Origin of the sequence: Prevotella sp. AM42-24 (genome assembly GCF_003461825.1) — a bacterium.
Lineage (GTDB): Bacteria > Bacteroidota > Bacteroidia > Bacteroidales > Bacteroidaceae > Prevotella > Prevotella hominis.
In genome coordinates this window covers 236-5,089 of sequence record NZ_QTXV01000113.1, presented here as the reverse complement: position 1 = coordinate 5,089, position 4,854 = coordinate 236, and the positions used below count along the sequence as shown (strand labels likewise).

The 4,854-nt window shown below is 40.7% G+C and carries 6 protein-coding genes; 1 reads left to right on the top strand and 5 read right to left on the bottom strand.

Going from position 1 to position 4,854, the window contains the following annotated elements; all coding sequences use genetic code 11:
- The coding region (locus tag DW917_RS17900) for a hypothetical protein (protein ID WP_233524801.1) at positions 1-206 on the top strand (206 nt) is incomplete at its 5' end.
- Between the two features lie 29 nt (positions 207-235).
- Here DW917_RS17900 and DW917_RS16225 read toward each other — a convergent pair.
- The 5 genes from DW917_RS16225 to DW917_RS16205 all read right to left on the bottom strand — a co-directional run bounded on the left by DW917_RS16225 (position 236) and on the right by DW917_RS16205 (position 4,190).
- Positions 236-970 carry a hypothetical protein gene (locus DW917_RS16225; RefSeq protein ID WP_118120402.1) on the bottom strand — a complete coding sequence of 245 codons (735 nt, stop codon included), beginning with the start codon at positions 968-970 and terminating at the stop codon, positions 236-238.
- 109 nt (positions 971-1,079) lie between these two features.
- Entirely contained in the window at positions 1,080-2,360 is a 1,281-nt protein-coding gene (locus tag DW917_RS16220) for an ATP/GTP-binding protein (RefSeq protein WP_118120400.1), read from the bottom strand.
- Positions 2,361-2,672: 312 nt separating this feature from the next.
- Positions 2,673-3,155: an SLOG family protein gene (locus tag DW917_RS16215; RefSeq protein ID WP_233524800.1), complete on the bottom strand. Its 483-nt coding sequence runs from the start codon at positions 3,153-3,155 to the stop codon at positions 2,673-2,675.
- Positions 3,156-3,166: 11 nt separating this feature from the next.
- Positions 3,167-3,748: a ribonucleotide-diphosphate reductase subunit alpha gene (locus DW917_RS16210; RefSeq protein WP_118120404.1), complete on the bottom strand. Its 582-nt coding sequence runs from the start codon at positions 3,746-3,748 to the stop codon at positions 3,167-3,169.
- Between the two features lie 64 nt (positions 3,749-3,812).
- Complete coding sequence (locus DW917_RS16205; RefSeq protein ID WP_118120397.1) at positions 3,813-4,190, bottom strand: DUF2958 domain-containing protein; 378 nt, start codon at positions 4,188-4,190, stop codon at positions 3,813-3,815.
- Between the last annotated feature and the right edge of the window lie 664 nt (positions 4,191-4,854).

Genomic DNA, 4,854 nt, shown 5'->3' with positions numbered 1-4,854 from the left:
ATAAAGTAAAAAAGTGTCTACAGAAATCAGGAAAAGTCAAATCAGCCTATATTACTAAAAAGGCTGCTAAATGTTTTGATGGTCATGGAATAATTGCCCCACAGTTACCCCATAGTTACCCCACAGCTACCCCACAGCTCACTTTTCTTTATCTTTTGACCCTGCAAGCTACCCAACAAGTTGGCAGCAAACGTTTCGTTGTTTAGTTGTCAACGGAACAGATCTTTATTTTATATCATGTCTCTTTTCTTGACAAGATTCCATCTATATTTTTATCAAGTTTCTTTAATGCGTATTTTATTGAAACGTAAGCACACCAATATGTGCTAAAAGTCAACTCTTTATAATCATATTCCGAGTATAGTCTTCCTGGAGCATAGCATATCGTTTTTCCATTTTTAGAATCAACACCAACTTTGGGAGGATAATATCTCCAACTACCACCATAGTCTGGAAAAACCAAAGAAAAGCAAATATCACTATAATAAACAAATCTTGCCTTTCCATATTTTGAAGTTTCATTGTTCCAATTCTCATTTTTTATTAACCCTTGTGGTTTTACAAGATAAAATACATGGTTAGTATATATGTACCTGTAAGAATCAAAGTCTCCTTTAAACGGTTCTTGTCTGTCGAGCAATCCTTCCAATATGCGAGAACAATTCCTAAGAGGTTCTAACACATCGTCATATTCCTTTGTTGTAAGATGATAAGCATCATTTATATCTTTTAGATGAATGCTACCATAATTAGTTGTTACATGTCTGAGACCATCTTTATTGATAATATAAGAATCACCTAATATCATAGTTGGTTCTCCTATATGAAAGCATTTTCTAACTTGGGTACACGCTACCGAACCATTTGATAGTGTGAACAAAAAATGCTCACCTTCCAATATAGCTGGTTCATTGTGATTAGGGAATTGTTTTATTAACTCTTTAAATGATATTACGTTAGGGATATTCATAGAGTATAAATATTTTTGTATATGATTTTAATTTTGTAACTTCATAAGTAAAGGTGTAGAAAAATAACCATATATTCAAGCGGTCTCTGTTCCATGCTGACCTCCTTTCTTATTCGTCAATAAATATACTGCCCAACTGAGGCTTCGCTCCCAACTTACCGGCTCTGTAAGCATTGAGGATGGACACTTCCTTATGGAGACCGAAATCCTTGGCACGATAAATCTCTGTTGCTCCCGATTCGTTTTTGTTGGCAAAATACACCATGTCCCTGCGGATAAAGTCCTCATCAAGGAGCATAAGACTATGAGTAGAGAATATCAATTGTGCCCTATCTGAATTTACAAGGAATGTCTTGATAATATGGGTGAACAGGTCGTAATGCAGCGAGTTCTCCAACTCATCACACAGCAATGTCTGATTGTTTTTGATAAGTGTAAATAGCAATGCCGACAAACCGTACATACGGTTGGTACCTTCCGATTCCACCATGTTAGAAAGACTTCCCGTATAGAAAGGAGTCTTGTGGGTGAAGAACAATTCTTCTGTAGATATGCTCTTGTCCTGTGGTTCCGAGATATGTAAGATTTTTGCTATCTTTCTGAACTTCTCCATTGCTTCCTCAGAAACCTCACCTTTTTCTTCCTTGATGTATATGTCGGAAATGTTGAAATCAGCCTTTTCAAGCATCTCGCAGATAAACTTCTTGCTGTCAGCATCCAATCTTACCACATCGTTAGCCAACTGTCCAAGATTATCATTCTTGCTGAGCAAAGGCATGAACTCACTTTCAAAATAATTGAAGACTTTGTCAAGTTCAACATTCTTTTCAACGTTTGCATTCTTATAGGTTGTGAGTACCGTAGCATTGGAAATACAATTTGACTCTATGAATAGTTTCTGTGTTGCAGACAACTTCAGCAATGGTCCGAAAGAAATTGAAGAGTTGCTCTTGTCCTCATTCCAGGTACGCTCATAAAAGAGCGCACGGCGGTTATTGGGATAGAAGTACAGTTCTTCCTTATAAATCTTTTGGTTGTTCAAGACAACGGAATATTCATATCTGACATCACCAATATAGAAAATCAATTCAAATGATGAGTTTTGGTTTCGGCTATCCTCATCCATCATGAATGGTGTCAGTCCTGTGCCTGTACCAGGTTTCTTGGAACGACTTGCAACCAAATAAAAAATGAACCAAGCCAAAGCTTTGAGGATGTTGCTCTTGCCAGATGCGTTTGGTCCGTAAACAACACCCAATTTGGAAATGCGAACACCTTTTATTTTAACAACAGCGTAGTCTTCATACGTTTTGTCAGCAGAAGCCGTAAAATCCAGCGTCTGCTCTTCTCTTATAGAAAGGAAATTCTTTACTTTAAATTGTAATATCATATCTTTCGTGCTTAAATTCGTAATTCTTTTGCAAAAATACAAAGAAAAGATGATATATGCGGTTTTTCAGCATTAGATTTAAGATTATTTTTCAGAAAAACCGATATAACGCAGAAATAAGCTTTTCAAGCATCGCAGATAAGGATAGTACACAATACTATTGAGACCGATCCATTTATCGGTCTCGTCTGAAATCGTTGCGTCCGTCTCCATGCCACCATGCGCCCAGGAAGGCGAGGATGGCACGGAGAACGACGTAGATAACGATGATGTCAACAAATTCATTCATAAGCTTGATATTTAGCGAGTTATTCAATATATATTCACCACGGGAATGCCCAAACAGTTGGCTTTCTTGAAAGTGTAGTAGGTTCCACCCTTCTCTCTCCCATCATAGAAGGCAATGAGAAGGGACGCATTCTCAACCATGAACTCGTCTCGGTCAAGGAAACATCGGTTGTAATAGTATTCTGAAAGGATGATCACCTCATCTGCTGAAGCCATCAATCCATCATAAAGCATCCTGTCGCCGGGCTTGAACCTATCTGCCTGACCTCTGAAAGGAATGGCTGCGGTAAGCGTCATTCCCGGGCAGGAAGGTTTCAGCGACTGCACAATCTGGGCTGCCATCAAGTCAATGCCGATGGCGAATCCCGAAATAAAATTACTGATGCCATGCTCGTAAGCTTCGAGAATGGCTTTGGTCAATCGCTCTTTTATGACCTCCTGCTGAGAGAAGTTGTAAAAGCGATGACCTGTAAAGGCTGCCGAAACAGCCTTGTCAAACTTTGTCATGTTCTTTCTTTTCATTGCTGTACATATTTATATGATGTCTTGCCGAGAAAAATGCCGTTTGTTACGTGCGCCCCTACTTGTTCCAATTGTGCGGTGTAGGCACAGAATGAAGTGCCGGTAGTGACCACATCGTCCCAAATGCAGACTATCTTGTTTTTGAAGAAGTTAGCATCCACCTCAATATTATTCTTTTCCTTCAAGCGCTTTTCTCGCTCTTCCTTCTTGACCTTTGTGCCATGAACTGCGGTACGTTCGCCAACAACCTTGACATGAGAAAAGCCGTTGATTGCTCCTGAAAACTTGCAGACAAGTTCAGAGAAGTTCTTGTTGCGTGCCTCGTTTTGCTCCTGGCTGCTTGCAGGAACGCAAGAGAAGACAACGCTGCGAACCTTGCGTCCAAACTTCTTGACAAGCATCTTTGCCACGCACTTCGCCACATCTGCATGGTTTCGACCATCCTTGAAATCATAGATAACCTGGCGGTCGAAGAAAGCATCCATACCGATGTTCTTGATACGTACCGGATAATAGCGCAAAAAGCTGCTCAACTCCTTATCCTCCTGTCCCTTGATGTAAACCTGTACCATGTTCATTGCTTTAAGTATTGTTACATGGCAGGTAGCAGCCATCAGCCACTACCCACCGAGAAAAATGTTTTCAATCGTAAAGTCTGCTGAGGAAAGACTGCAACTCTCTATCAATGATTTCAGAAAGCTGACATGGTTGGAATGGCTTTCTCTGCTCCACTCTAACCTTGCCGAGTCCAAACTTGGTTGCATCCAACTCTACACTTGCCATTTCATTGGCAGAAATGTAGCTGTATTCAGTCTCAGCCAGACCTACAACGATGCCAAAGAGCACAAAATCATCATTCTCTCGCTGTCCTTCAAGAATGTACCAGCGAGCGTTGCCGATGAAAAACACTGCGATGCAAACTGCATCCTTCTTCTTGCTATCCTGGGAATAGAGCGGATAGTCCTGCATTGCCTTCTCCAATTCTGGAGTAATCAGGCGGTTGTTGAAATCTTTTGCCATAGTCTCTAAATTTTTTCTCCCTTTCGTTAAGTCCTTTCGGACTTGGGATCGGGAAGCTTTTTCTGCTTTTCAAAGTGCGTACAAGGCAATAAGGCAAGTCTGATGGGAAGAATACTCTTTTGCATGTTTCATGGAAAAGGAAGATTGTTACCGAATCACGACTTGCTATTTGCCAAATACGCGATAACTTTGCAGAAAAAGAATCCCGAAATCCCAAAGACGATAAGGAATCAAAGCCTTCTGGTTTCAGTAAGAAGAAAAAGTATAACAGGGAATGACTGCAGGGATAGAAAAGCTGGGTGGGAATAGGCCAAGCAAGTATCAACAGTTTTAAAAGCCAACGTGTTGTTCCTTCGTAAGTCGATAAAATCGGCCTGCGAAAGAACAACACCCTGGCTAACTGTTCATGCTTACTGGACTATGGCGTGGGCGAAGATTATAAAGAAGGAAAGCCGAAAGATTTATAAGGAAAGACAGAATGCTTATAAAGAGGAAGACCAGAATATTCTAATAAGGTGGAAGGGAGGGAAAATGAAGGTTGATGCTGTGAGCCAGTGCCCTTCTCGACGAATGGACGTGCAGTAGTGGCAAACTGAATAAGTGGGAATCGCTTGCGTCCCACCTACTCAGTTTGTAAGCTACCGCATGTCGTTTCGTGGGCACC

Excerpts from the sequence above, each read along its gene's own strand:
- DW917_RS16225 (WP_118120402.1), bottom strand. The coding sequence starts at position 970 with ATGAATATCCCTAACGTAATATCATTTAAAGAGTTAATAAAACAATTC.
- DW917_RS16220 (WP_118120400.1), bottom strand. The coding sequence starts at position 2,360 with ATGATATTACAATTTAAAGTAAAGAATTTCCTTTCTATAAGAGAAGAG.
- DW917_RS16215 (WP_233524800.1), bottom strand. The coding sequence starts at position 3,155 with ATGACAAAGTTTGACAAGGCTGTTTCGGCAGCCTTTACAGGTCATCGC.
- DW917_RS16210 (WP_118120404.1), bottom strand. The coding sequence starts at position 3,748 with ATGAACATGGTACAGGTTTACATCAAGGGACAGGAGGATAAGGAGTTG.
- DW917_RS16205 (WP_118120397.1), bottom strand. The coding sequence starts at position 4,190 with ATGGCAAAAGATTTCAACAACCGCCTGATTACTCCAGAATTGGAGAAG.